This window comes from Zemynaea arenosa, from assembly GCF_004614185.1.
Lineage (GTDB): Bacteria > Pseudomonadota > Gammaproteobacteria > Burkholderiales > Burkholderiaceae_D > Telluria > Telluria arenosa.
The window spans coordinates 1-14494 of sequence record NZ_SPVF01000040.1 but is presented as its reverse complement, the minus strand read 5'-3'; the positions used below and the strand labels follow the sequence as shown (position 1 = coordinate 14494).

Sequence of the window (14494 nt, the reverse complement as noted above, 5' to 3'; positions counted from 1 at the left end):
TGTCCACGCCACCGCTGCGCCACGTCACGGAAGCGGCCACCTTCGATGCGGCCGTCCATCGTACCGCCGGTGCCGCTGCCTCCGCACCCGCCGTGGCTCCTGCGCCTCCGGCCAGCGAGCCCGCCGGGCGCGTCGAATTCTGGTCCGCCGGCCTGCCCGCGATCCCGTCCAGCGAGCCCGCCGAAGCGGCACCGCGCCAAATAGTGTCCGCGGACGTGCTCCCCGGAGGCGACGTCAACGCCAACGCCAGTGCGTCCAGTTCCGCCAGCATGACCAGTACCGCCGCCGTGCCGGCGACCTACGCCGAGCGGATGCGAGCCCGCCTTGCGCTGGCCAACCGCTTCTCGGCCGAATGGGCGCGCGAGAACAGCTTCCCCGCGCTGTGCCTGCGCACCGCCGCCTGGTGCTGGCTCGCGCTGTACGTCGGCGGCGTCGCCTGGCGCGCGGTCCGCATCGTGCAAGCCCGCGCCGCGCTGCGTACGCTGATGGCCGCCGCCAGCCCCTCCACCGACGGCGTGCTCGAAGTCGACGCCCCCATCTCCCCGATGCTGGCCGGCCTGCGCCACCCCGTCATCCTGGTTCCCGCGCACCTGCGCAGCTTTACGCCCACCCAGCAAGCCCTGATCATCGAACACGAACGTACCCATTTGCGCCGCCGTGATCCATGGCTGCGTGCCATGCGCCTCGCCATGGACGCGATCTGCTGGTTCAACCCCGCCATGCGTGCCCTCGGCGCCCGCCTGGACTGGGCGCAGGAACTGGGCTGCGACGCCGAAGTCCTGGCCCAGCGCACTCCCGCCGAGCGCAAGTCCTACGCTGCTGCTTTGGTCGCGCAACTGAAGCTGCAAGCCCAGGCCCCGCATAGCTTGGCCCTGGCCTTCGGTAGCGATGCCAGCTCCATGGCCCAGCGCATCGCCGCCATGCGCACCGGCCTGCCGCAGCATGGCCGCACCGCGCTGCCGTTCGTGCTGACCGGCGTCGCGATCCTGGCCGCCGCCGGCGTCCTGCTGCAGCCAGCACTGGCCAGCCAGGCCCCCGTCGCGGCCACCCCGGCCAAGCCGAACGCCTTGCGCGCCGCCTCGCAAACCAGCCCGCAAGCCATCGCATGGAGCGCGCCGCTGGACCGCATGCGCATCAGCAGCTTCTATGGCGCGCCATCGGCCTTGCGCGGCCACCCGCATGGCGGCATCGACATCGCCGCCAGCCGGGGCACGCCGATCCACGCTCCGGCCGACGGCATCGTCGATACCGTCACCGACCGCTGGCAAGGGCAGGCCAAGTACGGCAAGGTGATCATCCTGCGCCACGACGATGACATGCAGACCCTGTACGCCCACCTGGACAAACAGCTCGTCAGGCGCGGCGCCCGCGTCGCCAAGGGCGACATCATCGGCTACACCGGCGCCACCGGTCGCGCCACCGGCCCACACCTGCACTTTGAAGTGTGGGACCGCGGCGCCCAGGTCGACCCCGAAACTGTGCTTGGCTCGCTGACCGCCAACGCCACTGCCAACGCACTCAAAGGCCGCGCCACGCGGTAACTCCATGACCTTCCAGAAGTTGATGATGGCCGCGGCCCTGACCGCGGCGGGGCAGACTCACGCCTACGAAACGCAAACCGCAGCACCGCAACTCCAACCCGGCGCGCAGCAACACGCCGCCCAGCAAGCCGCCGCGCAGCATTCCGCCGCACAGCAGACCGCCGCAGAGCAGACCGTCGTACAGCAGGCCGCCGCGCCGCTGGCCGTCTCGCCGCTGGCCGCAATCGCGCCCCAGCCGCAACCCACGCCGCAACCGGCGAGCGCCCCGCAAGTCCAGGTCAACGCCTCCCGACTGGACCAGCGCCGCAACGCCACCAACGCCGTCGCCACCGTGACGCATGACGAGCTGGCGGCCTTCGGCGACGCCTCGCTGAGCACCGCTTTGGGCCGCGTCCCCGGCGTGACCGTGGTGCGTGGCGAGGTGCGCCTGCGTGGCCTCGGCAACGGCTACACCCAGCTGCTGCTGAACGGTGAGCCCGTGCCCAACGGCTTCGCGCTCGACTCGCTCCCGCCCGACGCCGTCGAACGCATCGAAGTCCTGCGCTCCCCCAGCGCCGACATGTCAGCGCAAGGCATCGCCGGCAGCATCAACATCGTCCTGCGCCGCAAGCCGTCGACATCCAGCGCGGACTGGAACGCTGCCATCACGTCGATGGATGGCCGCATCGGCCAGAAGGCCTCATGGACCAGCGCCACCGCAGGCCGCACGCTCTCGGTCACGCTAGACCGCCAGCACGGCGCCCGCCACATCATGGACGAAGTGGTGGACCCCAGCGGCCACCGTATCGAGCACATGGCCGAATCATGGGAGCGCATCTGGCTCACGCTCGCACCGCGCCTGACGTTCGGCGCCTGGACCTGGCAAGGCTTCGCCCGCACGGGCCGCACCAGCAACCCATTCGGCAGCCACGAGGATCTGCTGAGCGGCGCGGGCACCGCGTATCCGCTCAACGCCTCACACAACATCTTCGAGCCGACCACGCTGCGCTCGGACCTCACCTGGACCCGCAAGCTGCCAGATGGCGCGCGCTGGGACGTGCGCACGATCCTGGACACCCTGCACCGCCGCCAGACCTTCTGGTTCGAAGGGCAGGGCGGCGCAAACACAGTGCGCCGCGACGTGCAAGGCGGCGTCGCTGAACGCGGCTTCACTTTCACCGGCAAATACACCAGCGGTCCCCTGGTCGCCGGCTGGGACGTCGCCCGCAGCCACCGCGACGAATCGCGCGCGGAGCAGATTCGCACGGCCGTCAGCGCCGGCATCGACAGCGCCACCGATGAAACTTTCGGTGCCGCCCTGCGCCGCGATGCCGTCTTCGTGCAATGGGAGGCCGAGCTGCCGCATGGCTGGACCGTGTCGCCCGGCCTGCGCTGGGAGGAGGGCGCGAGTCCCATGCTCAACGCACTGTGGAAGTTCGCCCCGCAACGCCAATTCCGCGTCAGTTTTGCGCGCACCTACAAGATGCCCGAACTGGCCAAGATGGTCCCGCGCCGCTACACCGTCGACAACGACAACAGCCCGACCAACCCGGACGCTCAGGGCAATCCGGCGCTGGGCCCGGAACGCGCGTGGGGCCTGGACCTCGCCTACGAGCACTATCTCGGCAAGAGTGGCCTGCTGTCCCTGAGCGCGTACGCCCGCCGCATCGATGGCGTGATCCTGCGCCGCGTGTATGAGCAGGCGGGCGTGTGGATCACCGATTCCGCCAACGCTGGCCGCGCGGATACGCACGGCGTGGAGCTCGAATTCCGGCAGGACTATGGCCAGCTGGCCACGCGCCTCGGCCTCACGCGCAACTGGTCCCGTATCGAACAGGTGCCCGGCCCGGACAACCGCATCGACGGCCAGGTGCCGTGGTCCGCGACCCTGGGCCTGGACTGGCGCCCACGCGGCCGCCCGTTCACCATGGGCGCCAATCTCAATGTGCAAGGCGGCGGGCCTTCCCGCATGTCGGACCGCTGGCTGGCCTGGTCGGCGCCCAGCCGCCTGCTCGACTTCAACGTCGCGTGGACCGTCGACCCGCGCAGCACCCTGCGCCTGACGGGCACCAATCTCCTGCATCGCACCGAGACGTCGGCGGATGTCTACGAGGGCGCATCGCTGCGCTGGAGCCACGACAGGACGCATCCGATCTGGCGCCTGCAGTATGAGCATCGTCTGGCGAACTAGTCCTACACGCTCAGGTGCCGCCGTCCTATTTCGAGCCCCTGCCGGGCTGCCGATAATGACCTCAGCACATGAAAAACGCGAAAGGAGTCACCATGACCAAGCGCATTGGGAACAAGGACATTGCCCAGCACCGCAGCAAGGCCGAAAAGAAGGCCATCAAGAACGCCAACCGCGCACGCGAGGCCGTCAAGCAGGCCATCGCCCGCGCCAAGTACCGCCACCAGCAGAAGGGTGCACCGACCGCGGTCCTGGCCCTGCCGCCAGCCTGACCTCAAGCGTGCATCAACACATCAGGAGGCCCGCCGCGTGCGGGCCTTTTTCATGTCCTGCCGCAGGACTGCGTGGCCCGCCGCGATGATGGCGGCGCTGAGCCGTTCCAGTGCGGGCGACTGCACCTTCCACGCGTGCCAGTGGAGCGGCACGTCCGTGAACTGGCCCGGCGCCAGATCGACCAGGGTCCCGCGCTCCAGCTGGTCGAGGTACTGCTGCTCCGGCACCATCGCGTAGCCGATGCCCAGTTCCACTCCACGCAGGAATGGGCCGCTGGCGGGCAGGTAGTGGCAGGGGTAGCTCCCCGGCGGCAACCCAAGCACGCGTTGCAGGAACTCGGCCTGCAGGTCGTCCTTGCGGTTGAAGACCAGCAGCGGCGCGCGCCGTGCCGCGTCGCGCGTGAAGCCGTTCGCGAACCAGCGGGCGATGAAGGCGGGTGAGGCCAGCATCCGGTAGCGCATCGATCCCAGCTTCTCCGCCGTGCAGCCGCGCATCGGATCGGCGTGGCTCGAGACGGCGGCCAGCGCCTGGCCTTGCGCGAGCAAGTCGTAGGTGTGGTCCTGGTCATCGAGCGTGATGTCGAGGACGATGTGCTCGCGCGCGAGGAAGTCCGCAATCCCGGTGAGCAGCCAGGTCTCCAGCGTGTCGTTGTTGGTGGCGATCGGGATGCTCACCGGGTGGCCGGAACTGCCGTCGCGCGCCGCGAGATATTCCGCTTCCAGCAGGCGTGCGCGGCGCAGGTACTGCACCAGCTGCTCGCCTTCGCGCGTGGCCCGGCACGGCCGTCCGCGCACGACCAGGATCGCGCCCAGTTCTTCTTCGAGCGCGCCGACGCGTTGCGACACGGCGGAGGTGGTCAGGTGCAGCAGTGCGGCGGCGGTATCGAAGCCCCCGGTGTCGATCACGGCGAGCAGCGCTTCGCCCTTTCGGCTATCGAGCATGGTTAAGAAGAATTAAACGAAATCGAATTCGTTTAAAAATACTTCACAAACCGCCGCCGCGCAAGCGACACTGCGCCGCATGAACACTTATCTCCATGGACTCTTTCTCGGCGCGGGCCTGATCATCGCCATCGGTGCGCAGAACGCGCACGTACTGCGCATGGGCCTCCTGCGCAGCCACGTCGGCCTCACGGTTGCCACTTGCATCGCCATCGACATGGCCTTGATCGTTTTGGGCGTCGCCGGGATGGGCGTGCTGGTGCAGTCCTCCCCGCTGCTGCTGGCCGGCGCGCGCTGGGGCGGAGCGGCCTTTCTGCTCTGGTATGGCCTGCGCAGCTGGCGCGCCTTGTTCACGTCAGGAGCCCTGCACGCCAAGGCCGGGGAGCAGGCGATGTCCGCGCGCCAGGCCTTCGCCGCCGTCTGCGCGCTGTCGCTGCTGAATCCTCACGTTTACCTCGATACGGTGGTGCTGCTCGGCGCCGTGGGCGGCGCACAGCCGGACGGCCAGCGCCTCCACTTCGCGCTTGGCGCCATGACCGCGTCGGCGGTCTGGTTCACGCTCCTCGGCTATGGCGCCACGCGCCTCTCGCCGCTGTTCGCCCGCCCCGTGGCCTGGAAATGCATCGATGCGCTCACCGGCTGCACCATGCTCGCGCTGGCCGTCTCGGTAGCCAGCGGCCGCTGAGCGCCACCCGCCGAATCCTTCGCCATTCGCCGCCCGGCGACCGGCGTTCGCCGAAAAGCCGTTTCCTCGCTCTAGCCAACCCTGTAACCTGAGCATGTTTTTAACGAGGGAGGCTACCGTGAGACACGGATGTTCACACAAATTCACCCAGAACTGGCGTGGCCAGGCGGTTTGGGGCTTCATGCTGATCGCCGTCGGCGTCGGTTTCCTGCTGCACCAGGTGGGCGTCATCAACCTGTACGACTTCTGGGATTATTGGCCGTTCCTGTTCGTCGTCTCCGGGGCGGCCCGCATGGTCGGCTACCCGACTCCGCGTGACTTCATGCGCGCCCTCGGCCAGATCTTCTTCGGTCTGTGGCTGTACGCCGTGCTGCAGGGGATGTATGGCCTCACGTGGATGAACGCCTGGCCGTACCTGCTGATCTTCTGGGGCGTGCAGTTGGTGCTGGAACCGATCGTCGCACGCAGCTTTGCCGGTAACAAGGAGCCCCACCATGAATGACTACCACTTCGGCCGCAGTGTGCCCTCGCAGGTCTTGCTCGGCGTGGGCGTGATCGTCCTCGGCGTGCTGTTCCTGGTCGATAACCTGGGCTTTCTCGAAATTCGCAACGTCCTGCGCTTCTGGCCCGCCGTCTTCATCATGTTCGGCATCATCAAGATGTATGACAGCCGCAATTCAAGCGGCTTGATGACGGGCGCGATCCTGGTCGGCGTGGGCCTCTTTATGGTCCTCAGCCGCATGGGCTTCTGGTATTTCAGCTGGAATACCCTGTGGCCGCTGCTGCTGATCGCGGGTGGTGCCGGGCTGCTGCTCAAGTCCTCCGAGAGCCGCCGCCGCGTGCATGGCAGCACCGACGCCACCGGCGCCACCGCCACTCCCGGCGCCGCCGGCCCCACGCTGTCCAAGGACGGCCCGGCCGATGGCCTGATCGACGTCACCGCGATCCTCGGCGGCTTCGATCGCCCGATCCGCACCGATAACTTCCGCGGCGGCGAAGCCACCGCCATCATGGGCGGCTGTCAGCTGGATCTGCGCGACGCCAAGATGGCCGGCAGCGAAGCGACCATCAACGTCTTTGCGCTGATGGGCGGCATCGAGATCCGCGTGCCGACCGAATGGACCGTGGTCACCGCCGGTACCGCCATCCTGGGCGGCATGGACTCGCGGCGCACCTTGCAGGCCGACGGCACCAAGAAGCTGATCGTACGCGGCTACGCGGTGATGGGCGGCGTCGAGGTGCGTAACTGATGCTGGGGCCCTTCGGCACGCGGCGCGGCATGCTGCTCTACCTGCTGGTATGGCTGCTGCTGGGCCTCGTGCTGGCGGGGCTGGTGGCCGGGGTCAGTGGGGCCGCGTGGCCCAACGCTCTGGCCTTCGCGCTGCCGCTCACGGTGCTGTATGCAATTGCGGCGGGCTTCTCGGCCATGTATCTGTGCCGCGCCTATCCCTTGTCCGGGCAGTTCCGTCCCCATGTGCTGCTGGTCTTCGCCACCACCGCGGGCATCGCCGCCGCCGCGTGGACGGGAGGGGCGCTGTTCTGGGACACGGTGCTGGCCAGCGGCGGCTACGGCGTCACCGTCGGTCCGGCGCTGCGTTCGATGCTGTTCGGCCTCGCGGTGGTGCTGTATGGCCTGTGCGTGCTGGGCCACTATCTGGTGATTGAATTCGACCGCACCCGCGCCGCCGAGCGCCGCGAGCTCGAATCCAAACTGCTCGCGCAGGACGCGGAACTGCGCCTGCTGCGCACCCAGGTCGACCCGCACTTCCTCTTCAACAGCCTGAATTCCATCAGCGCGCTGACCAGCATCGACGCGGCGCGCGCCCGGCAGATGACAGTGCAGCTCTCCGACTTCTTTCGCCGCACCCTCGGCCTGGATGCGCAGCGCAAGGTGGCGGTGCGCGAGGAGGCGCGGCTGGCCGCGGACTTCCTCGCCATCGAGCAGGTGCGCTTCGGCACCCGCCTGCGCTCCGAGATGACGATCGAAGACGACGCAGCCGCCTGCCTGCTGCCGCCCCTGATTCTGCAACCGTTGGTGGAAAACGCGGTCAAACACGGCATCGGCGGCCTGCCGGAAGGCGGCGTCATCCGCGTGCAGGCGCGCCGCGACGGTACCCGGCTGCGCGTGGCGGTCGAAAACGATGTGGATGCGGACGCGCCGGCCCGCAAAGGCAACACCATGGGCCTGGCCAACGTGCGCCAGCGCCTGGCCAATGTGTACGCGCACGACGCGGCCGTGAGCTGGGCCAGGGAAAACAATACGTTCCGGGTGGAGCTGAACCTCCCCGCGGAGACAGTAGAAACAGCGAAAACGGGAGACTGACAATGCGGGCAATCGTCGTCGATGATGAAGAACTGGCACGCGGCCTGATGCGCGAATACCTGCGCGCCCATGCGGACGTGGAGGTGGTGGCCGAATGCGCCAACGGCTTCGAGGCCGTGAAGGCGATCACGGAGCTGGAGCCGGACCTGGTCTTCCTCGACATCCAGATGCCCAAGCTGGATGGCTTCGAGGTCGTCGAGCTGGCGGGGCGCAAGCCGCGCTACATCTTCGTCACCGCCTACGACCAGTACGCGGTCAAGGCCTTCGAAGTCCACGCCATCGACTACCTGCTCAAGCCCTTTACCCAGCAGCGGCTGGACGAAGCCCTGGCCCACGCGCGCGCCAGCATCGGCACGCCTGCGCCGCAGACGGCCGTGCAGCAGATGGTCACCGAGGCCGCCGTGCGCAACGGCCCGCTGGAGCGCATCCTGATCCGCGACGGCGCTCGCGTGCATGTGATCCCGGCCGAGAAGGTGGATGTGATCGAAGCGCAGGACGACTACATCGAGATCCGTTCCGAAGGCCGCACCTACCTCAAGAGCCAGACCCTGTCCGAACTGGAAACCCAGCTCGACCCCGCGCGCTTCCTGCGCATCCACCGTTCCTACATCGTCAACGTGGAGCGCATCGCGCGCATCGAGCAGGCCACCAAGGATTCGCACCAGGCGGTGCTCCAGGACGGCAAGGTGGTGCCGGTCAGCCGCTCCGGCTACCAAAAGGTCAGGGCGCTGCTTCAATAAGCTGGGCGGTGGCGCTCCACCAGCGCGGCAGCAGCTCGCGCACCTGCGGCTGGGCGAAGCGGTCGTCGATCAGGTAGACCACGCCGCGGTCCGACTGCGAGCGGATCACGCGGCCCGCCGCCTGCACCACTTTCTGCATGCCGGGGTAGAGATAGGTGTAGTCGTAGCCCGCGCCAAAGATGCGCTCCATGCGCTCGCGGATCTGTTCATTCACCGGGTTCACCTGCGGCAGGCCGAGGGTGGCGATGAAGGCGCCGATCAGGCGGTCGCCCGGCAGATCGATGCCTTCCCCGAACGAGCCGCCCAGCACCGCAAAGCCGATGCCACGGCCACCCGCTTCAAAGCGGGCGAGAAAGTCCTCGCGCTCGGCCTCGTTCATGCGGCGCGCCTGGCGCCACATCGGGATCCCGGGCGAGGCGGTGGCAAAGGCATCGGCCACCTGTTCCAGGTAATCGAAGCTGCTGAAGAAGGCGAGGTAATTCCCCGGCTGGCTCGCGTACTGGCGCGCGATCAGCTCCGCAATCGGCGCCACCGAGCGGGCACGGTGCTGGTAGCGCGTGGAAATGCGGCGCACCACGTGCACGGCCAGCTGGCTCGCTTCAAAGGGCGATTCCACATCGATCCAGGCGGTGGATTCCGGCATGCCCAGCGTATCCGCAAAATAGTTCCAAGGGCTCAGCGTAGCGGAAAACAGCGTCACCGAATGCGCCAGCGCGAAGCGAGGCTTGAGGAAGCTCGCGGGCACCACGTTGCGGATGCAGAGCGTGGAATCGCGGCTGCCGTGGCGCGTGATGTCGAACAGCGAATGGTCCGCAAACTGCTCGGAGAGGCGTACGAACTGCAAGGCGTCGAAGTAGAAGCGCTGCAGGTCCGGGTCCAGCGGCATGGGGTTCTCGGCCAGCCAATCGGTGATGGCGCTGGTGGCGCCTTGCAGTTCGGAGACCAGCTTCTCAGGGATACTGTCCACCACTTCGTACGGCTCTTCGCTGACGGGCCACGCGCGGCCCACGCGGTCCAGCGCGCGGCGCACCAGCGGCGGCGCCGTCTTGCGCGCGGCGCGCAGGGCACCGCGGTCCAGGTCAGCCGTGTACATGGCGCGGGCGCGGTTGACCATATTGTGCGCTTCGTCGCATAGTACGCTCGCGCGCCAGCCGTTGATGAGGGTGAGCGCGAACAGCATCGCGCCGCCGTCGAAGTAGTAGTTATAGTCGCCCACCACGAGGTCCGCCCAACGCGCCATTTCGCTGCCCAGGTAGTACGGACAGACGTCGTGCGCCAGCGCGACCGAACGCAGGCCCTCGCGGTCCAGCTGGTCGACCCCCAGCGCGGCCTGGCGCGCCGCGGGCAGGCGGTCGTAGAAACCTTGCGCCAACGGGCAGGATTCGCCGTGGCAGGCCTTGTCCGGATGTTCGCAGGCTTTGTCCCGCGCGACCATTTCGACCACGCGCAGCGGCACTACGCCGCCGCGCTTGAGCGTCTGCGCCGCATCCAGTGCGAGGCGGCGGCCGGGCGTCTTCGCGGCCAGGAAGAACAGCTTGTCCAGCTTTTGCGCCGGCGCCGCCTTCAGAGCCGGGAACAGGCTGCCGATGGTCTTGCCGATGCCGGTCGGCGCTTGGGCCAGCAGGCAGCGCGCGCTGGTGTTGGCCTGCCAGATGGCTTGCGCGAGCTGCCGCTGGCCCGGGCGGAAATCGGGAAACGGAAAGTCCAGCTGCGCCAACGCCGCATCGCGTGCCACGCGGTGCGCCGCCTCCTGCTCGGCCCACGCGATAAAGCGGCCGCACAGTTCCGCGAAGATGGCTTCCAGTTCGGCCACGCTTCGCGTCTCCTTCAGCACCGTCTCCGTCTGGCGCCCGATGTCGAAGTAGACCAGCGCCAGATTGATCTCGCTGAGGTTCAGCTGGCGGCACATCATGTAGCCGTACACGCGCGCCTGTGCCCAGTGCAGGTGGCGGTGGTTGTCCGGCACACGGGCCACGTCACCGCGGTGGGTCTTGATCTCTTCCAGCAGATTGGCGTCCGGGTCGTAGCCGTCCGCGCGGCCGCGCACGTGCAGCGGGCCGTGGTCCAGCGCCAGGCTGACCTCCGCCTGGTAGTGCGGGCCGCGCCGCCCCGTCACCACTTGGTGCCCGAGGATGCCTTCCTGCCCGGTGGGCGAGGGCGTGAAGCGGGTATCGAGGTCGCCCTGCTTGGCAGTGAACTCGCACAGGGCGCGCACCGCAACCACATAACTCATGACGTCGACTCGGCCCAGGTCAGGTAGCACACCGACACCGGCATCTGGTGCGCGGCGCAGTACTCGATCCAGCGCAGCTGGTTGTCCTGCAGGCGGTCGCCGGGGCCCTTCACTTCGATCATGTGGTAGCGCCGCTCGGCGGGCCAGAACTGGATCAGGTCCGGAAAGCCGCTGCGATTGGCCTTGATGTCCGCGAGGATACGTTCGAAGGCGCGCTTCAGGTGCGCGGGCGGGATGCAGTCGAGCGCCATCTGCAGCAGCTCTTCGCTCAGGTAGGGCCAGACCACGAAGGGCGACTGGATGCCGTGCTTGTCCTCGAAGTTGCGCAGGATGGTGGCGCGGTACTCGTCCGACTCCAGCTGCGCGAAGCAGGCGCGGAACTCGCGCTCGCGGCGCGGGTAGAAGTCGGGCGAGTACAGGTCCGCCGGCTCGTGATGGAAGGGGTGGAAGAAGGCGCCCGGCAGCGCCATGAACACGGGCTGCCAGCACAGGAGCCCGAACAGGCCGTTGATCAGGGTATTCTCGACATAAAAGACCGGTGCCTCGTCGCGATGCAGGTGCTCGCGCACCACGCCCTCGACCCACCAGTCGCCCTGCGGCATCGGCAAGGAGAGGTCGATGCGCACCACCGGCACCTTGGCCGCGGGCTCGCGCATGTGACCGAGCTTGCGGCGCAGGCGCGGGGCGATGCGCAGCACGTGCTGGCGTTCGGCGTCGCTTTCGGGCTGCTGCTGCGCGTGCGAGAGCAGATCCCACGCCTGCTTGTACTGCTCGTCCTTTTCGAGCACGCGGATGGCGCGCGCGCGGGCGCCGGGGTAGCGGCAGTCCGCATACACGGCGTGCGCGTTCTTCCAGTCCTTCAGCTTTTCGTAGTGCTGGCCGATCTGGTACATCAGCTTTTCGCGGCGGCCGCGCAGCCAGTCGTTGTCCCGCACCTCGGGCGGCACGTCGCGCAGCACATCATCGAGCGGTTCGCCCTCGCGGAAGCGCTCCTTGCAGGTGTGAAGCGCCATGTAGAGGTCCACGTCGCGGCGCGAGCGGAAGGCGCGCGAGGACTCGGAGAACTCGACCTGCTCGAACTTGTAGACGCCCAGCTCGGACAGCACGAATTCGGTCCAGTCCTGGCGCAGGTTCCCGAAAAAGATCAGCCGCAGGCGGTCGCACAGCGGCTTGGCGAGGATGCGGAAGGCGGTGTCCGGGCTGTCCTTGCACCAGGCGGAGAAGGCGCGGGGGTCGGCAAACACGGTGCGCAGGGCCGCCAGCTGTTCGGGTTTACGCGCGGCCTGCTCATGGCCCGACAGGCCGAAGACGGCGCACAGTTCGGCCTTGGTGAGGAGGGCGAACAGTTCGTCCAGCGTGAGCTGCGGGTCGTGCTCGATCCAGCCGGTGGGCGCGAGATGGCGCGCGGCTTCGACCGGGCAGCCGATTTCGGCGTAATTCAGTTTGCTGGCGCGGAAAACGGTCCCCTTGCGCATCACCATCCGCACAAACAGGGCGCGCGCGGGCTGGGGCAGGGTGGGGAAGGCGGCCAGGAAGGCGTGCTCGTCGTCCGTCAGCAGGTCCGGATAGCGCGCGGCGATCCAGTCCAGCACCTGGTGGAAGTTGTCCAGGTAATAGAGCGGGTTGTCGAGCTGGCGAATCATGGGGAGGGTGCTGCGGAGGGCTGCTACTGTGAATCCATACAGTATAGCGGGAAAGCGCTTGCGCTGGTCATCTTTGCTTGATATACTTGCGCACTCAAACATATATCATGGATTTATCATGGAAGACGAAAGCAAATTGACGCCGCAGCTCGATTTTTGCCTGCGGCTGGCGCGCGCCTACGCGACCATCGGGCGGCGCATGGACGCGGTGCTCGGCGGGCACCATGGGCTGAGTTTCAACGATTTCACGCTGCTGCTGCACCTGGCGCGCGCGCCGGGCGGACGGCTGCGGCGCGTGGACCTGGCGGACCGCCTGGGCCTCACGGCGTCCGGCGTCACCCGCAGCCTGCTCCCGCTGGAGAAGACGGGCTGGGTGGCGCGCCAGTCGGACCCGCGCGATGCGCGCATCGGCTACGCAGTGATCACGGCGGAGGGCCATGAGCTGCTCGATAACGCGCTCAAGACGGCGGCCGAGGTGGCGGAAGAGATGCTGCTGCAGGCGGACCGCGACCAGCTGGATGTGCTGGCGACGGTGCTGGCGCCGCTCGCCGGCCCGGCACGTTGAGGGGATGGCGATGACGACGACGAATGCGCGCGCGGCGCTGCTGCGCAATCCGAATTTCAGGTGGCTGATCGGCGGCGGTGTGCTGTCCATGCTGGGCGACCAGTTCACGCTGATTGCCTTGCCCTGGCTGGTGTTGCGGCTGACGGACGATCCGGCGGCCCTGGGTGTGGTGCTGGCCCTCATGGGCGTGCCGCGCGCGGTGTTCATCCTGGTCGGCGGGGCGCTGGTGGACCGGTATTCGCCCAAGTCGGTGGCGCTGCTGTCGAAGGTGGTGAGTGCGGGGCTGTTGGGGCTTCTGGCAGCGCTGACTTTGAGCGGCCACCCGCAGCTATGGCAGGTGAATCTGCTGGCGCTCGGGATCGGGCTGGCGCAGGCCTTCGGGATTCCCTCGGCAACGTCGCTGATGCCGCAGGCGGTCGAGCGCACACACCTGCAGGCGTCCAACGGGATGATGATGAGCCTTCGGCAGCTATCCATGCTGGCCGGGCCGCTGCTGGCGGCGCTGCTGATTGCGCTGGCGGGTGGCAGTGCGTCTGAAGGCACCAGCCTGCGGGCGCTCGGCTATGCGTTTGCGTTCGACTGTGCGACCTTCCTCGTGTCCACCTGGACGCTGATGCAGGTGCGCCTGCTGGCCGATGCGAAGCGCGAGCCGGAAGGGCAGCTGCTGCGCTCCATTGGCGCGGGGCTGGCGATGGTGTGGCGCGATGTGCCGCTGCGGTCTTGCCTGATGTACTGGGGCGTGGTGTCCTTCCTCATTGGCGGGGCGACGCAGGTGGCGCTGCCGGTCCTGGCGCGGGACCATATGCAGGGGGCATCCGCGTTCGGGGTGCTGATGGCGGCGCATGGTGCGGGGGCTTTGGCCGGGATGATCGCGTCGTCTGTGTTCGGCAAGCGGAGCATGGGGCGGTTTGGCTTGCTGGTGCTGGGCGTGGATGCAGTGGCGGGGATGCTGCTGGCGCCTCTGGGCATGGTGGAGTCGCTGTGGCAGGGTGTCCTGCTGCTGGCACTCATCGGGGCATTGGGCGGGTTCATTCAGGTGGCGGTGTTCACCTGGCTGCAGGGAAGGGTGCCGCCGCAGATGATGGGGCGGGCGATGAGCATCTTCATGTTCATCCTGATGGGGCTCGCGCCGCTGTCGGCGGCGTGCACGGGGTATCTGCTGCGCTACGTGTCGCTGCCGGAGCTGTTTGGCGCGTCCGGCGTGGTCCTGATCCTGCTGGCCGCCGCCGCATGGCTGATGACGCCCATCGGCCAGATCGGCACCGAGTCGCGCAACCCGGCGTGATGGCGCGGTGGCCGATGCCGCGCTAATTCCCTGCCGGGCGGCTGGCCTGGCGGCCGAGGATGGCGCCAACGCGACCGGCGGCGCTGGCGGTGCGCGCG

General features: G+C 68.0%; 13 protein-coding genes. 10 read left to right on the top strand and 3 right to left on the bottom strand.

Going from position 1 to position 14494, the window contains the following annotated elements; all coding sequences use genetic code 11:
* The 3 genes from E4L96_RS02945 to E4L96_RS23475 all read left to right on the top strand — a co-directional run.
* On the top strand, window positions 1–1541 hold a 1541-nt coding region (locus tag E4L96_RS02945), incomplete at its 5' end, for a M23/M56 family metallopeptidase (RefSeq protein ID WP_135205742.1).
* Between the two features lie 4 nt (window positions 1542–1545).
* A complete protein-coding gene (locus tag E4L96_RS02940; protein WP_135205741.1) occupies window positions 1546–3711 on the top strand; it encodes a TonB-dependent receptor plug domain-containing protein in 2166 nt (721 codons plus the stop codon).
* A 92-nt stretch (window positions 3712–3803) separates the two neighbouring features.
* Window positions 3804–3980: a hypothetical protein gene (locus E4L96_RS23475; protein ID WP_167758585.1), complete on the top strand. Its 177-nt coding sequence runs from the start codon at window positions 3804–3806 to the stop codon at window positions 3978–3980.
* Window positions 3981–4001: 21 nt separating this feature from the next.
* On the opposite strand, the gene E4L96_RS02935 is transcribed toward E4L96_RS23475, so the two are convergent.
* Window positions 4002–4922, bottom strand: coding sequence for a LysR family transcriptional regulator ArgP (locus E4L96_RS02935; RefSeq protein ID WP_135205740.1), 921 nt, complete (start codon window positions 4920–4922; stop codon window positions 4002–4004).
* 79 nt (window positions 4923–5001) lie between these two features.
* On the opposite strand from E4L96_RS02935, the gene E4L96_RS02930 reads away from it, so the two are divergent.
* The 5 genes from E4L96_RS02930 (at window position 5002) to E4L96_RS02910 (ending at window position 8670) form a co-directional block, all read left to right on the top strand.
* The gene (locus E4L96_RS02930) at window positions 5002–5607 is read left to right on the top strand and encodes a LysE/ArgO family amino acid transporter (protein WP_135205739.1); all 606 of its coding nucleotides are present in this window, start codon (window positions 5002–5004) and stop codon (window positions 5605–5607) included.
* A 181-nt stretch (window positions 5608–5788) separates the two neighbouring features.
* Window positions 5789–6109, top strand: coding sequence for a LiaF transmembrane domain-containing protein (locus E4L96_RS02925; protein WP_135205738.1), 321 nt, complete (start codon window positions 5789–5791; stop codon window positions 6107–6109).
* Window positions 6102–6857, top strand: coding sequence for a LiaI-LiaF-like domain-containing protein (locus E4L96_RS02920; protein ID WP_135205737.1), 756 nt, complete (start codon window positions 6102–6104; stop codon window positions 6855–6857). Before E4L96_RS02925 ends, E4L96_RS02920 begins: the two co-directional genes overlap by 8 nt.
* A complete protein-coding gene (locus tag E4L96_RS02915) occupies window positions 6857–7930 on the top strand; it encodes a sensor histidine kinase (protein WP_135205736.1) in 1074 nt (357 codons plus the stop codon). The genes E4L96_RS02920 and E4L96_RS02915 overlap by 1 nt, the downstream gene beginning before the upstream one ends.
* Before the next feature lie 2 nt (window positions 7931–7932).
* On the top strand, window positions 7933–8670 hold the full coding sequence (locus E4L96_RS02910) for a LytR/AlgR family response regulator transcription factor (RefSeq protein WP_135205735.1): 738 nt from the start codon (window positions 7933–7935) through the stop codon (window positions 8668–8670).
* On the opposite strand, the gene E4L96_RS02905 is transcribed toward E4L96_RS02910, so the two are convergent.
* Both E4L96_RS02905 and E4L96_RS02900 read right to left on the bottom strand, forming a co-directional pair.
* Entirely contained in the window at window positions 8651–10903 is a 2253-nt protein-coding gene (locus E4L96_RS02905; RefSeq protein ID WP_135205734.1) for an ATP-dependent DNA helicase, read from the bottom strand. The two genes, E4L96_RS02910 and E4L96_RS02905, sit on opposite strands and share 20 nt — an antisense overlap.
* On the bottom strand, window positions 10900–12546 hold the full coding sequence (locus E4L96_RS02900) for a VRR-NUC domain-containing protein (RefSeq protein WP_135205733.1): 1647 nt from the start codon (window positions 12544–12546) through the stop codon (window positions 10900–10902). Before E4L96_RS02900 ends, E4L96_RS02905 begins: the two co-directional genes overlap by 4 nt.
* 118 nt (window positions 12547–12664) lie before the next feature.
* Between E4L96_RS02900 and E4L96_RS02895 the strand changes: the two genes are divergently transcribed.
* Together E4L96_RS02895 and E4L96_RS02890 are read left to right on the top strand one after the other, a co-directional pair.
* Complete coding sequence (locus E4L96_RS02895; RefSeq protein ID WP_181017575.1) at window positions 12665–13111, top strand: MarR family winged helix-turn-helix transcriptional regulator; 447 nt, start codon at window positions 12665–12667, stop codon at window positions 13109–13111.
* A 10-nt stretch (window positions 13112–13121) separates the two neighbouring features.
* Window positions 13122–14396 (top strand): MFS transporter, encoded by a 1275-nt coding sequence (locus E4L96_RS02890; protein WP_135205732.1) that lies wholly within the window; start codon window positions 13122–13124, stop codon window positions 14394–14396.
* Window positions 14397–14494: the final 98 nt, after the last annotated feature.

Bases quoted from the DNA above. Each gene is read 5' to 3' on its own strand.
- E4L96_RS02940 (WP_135205741.1), top strand. From the start codon at position 1,546: ATGACCTTCCAGAAGTTGATGATGGCCGCGGCCCTGACCGCGGCGGGG.
- E4L96_RS23475 (WP_167758585.1), top strand. From the start codon at position 3,804: ATGACCAAGCGCATTGGGAACAAGGACATTGCCCAGCACCGCAGCAAG.
- E4L96_RS02935 (WP_135205740.1), bottom strand. From the start codon at position 4,922: ATGCTCGATAGCCGAAAGGGCGAAGCGCTGCTCGCCGTGATCGACACC.
- E4L96_RS02930 (WP_135205739.1), top strand. From the start codon at position 5,002: ATGAACACTTATCTCCATGGACTCTTTCTCGGCGCGGGCCTGATCATC.
- E4L96_RS02925 (WP_135205738.1), top strand. From the start codon at position 5,789: ATGCTGATCGCCGTCGGCGTCGGTTTCCTGCTGCACCAGGTGGGCGTC.
- E4L96_RS02920 (WP_135205737.1), top strand. From the start codon at position 6,102: ATGAATGACTACCACTTCGGCCGCAGTGTGCCCTCGCAGGTCTTGCTC.
- E4L96_RS02915 (WP_135205736.1), top strand. From the start codon at position 6,857: ATGCTGGGGCCCTTCGGCACGCGGCGCGGCATGCTGCTCTACCTGCTG.
- E4L96_RS02910 (WP_135205735.1), top strand. From the start codon at position 7,933: ATGCGGGCAATCGTCGTCGATGATGAAGAACTGGCACGCGGCCTGATG.
- E4L96_RS02905 (WP_135205734.1), bottom strand. From the start codon at position 10,903: ATGAGTTATGTGGTTGCGGTGCGCGCCCTGTGCGAGTTCACTGCCAAG.
- E4L96_RS02900 (WP_135205733.1), bottom strand. From the start codon at position 12,546: ATGATTCGCCAGCTCGACAACCCGCTCTATTACCTGGACAACTTCCAC.
- E4L96_RS02895 (WP_181017575.1), top strand. From the start codon at position 12,665: ATGGAAGACGAAAGCAAATTGACGCCGCAGCTCGATTTTTGCCTGCGG.
- E4L96_RS02890 (WP_135205732.1), top strand. From the start codon at position 13,122: ATGACGACGACGAATGCGCGCGCGGCGCTGCTGCGCAATCCGAATTTC.